The 269-nt window shown below is 63.2% G+C and carries 1 protein-coding gene; it reads right to left on the reverse strand.

Features of this window, described 5'->3' with window-relative positions; translation table 11 throughout:
- The coding region (locus tag AAEY83_RS15385; RefSeq protein WP_351060299.1) for a hypothetical protein at positions 1-258 on the reverse strand (258 nt) is incomplete at its 3' end.
- Positions 259-269 lie beyond the last annotated feature (11 nt).

The following is a 269-nucleotide window of genomic DNA, read 5'->3' on the forward strand; positions in this document are numbered from 1 at the left end:
GTCGCGCATCTTCGCGCGCATCTCGCTGACTTCCTGTTGCAGTTTGGCCAGATCCCGTGGTTTGCCCAACACCTGCGCGCGGACTTTTTCAAAAGCCTGGCCAACATCCTGGCTGCCCACCAGCACCCGCGCGCGCACCAAGGCCTGATGCTCCCACGTCCAGGCTTCGTTTTCCTGATAGCGCGCGAATGCGCCGAGGGAGCTCACCAACAGCCCGGAAGCGCCGGACGGCCGCAGGCGCATATCCACTTCATACAGCTGACCGGAGT

The sequence above is a fragment of the Psychrobacter sp. TB20-MNA-CIBAN-0197 genome, from assembly GCF_040309765.1.
Classification (GTDB): Bacteria; Pseudomonadota; Gammaproteobacteria; order Pseudomonadales; family Moraxellaceae; genus Psychrobacter; species Psychrobacter submarinus.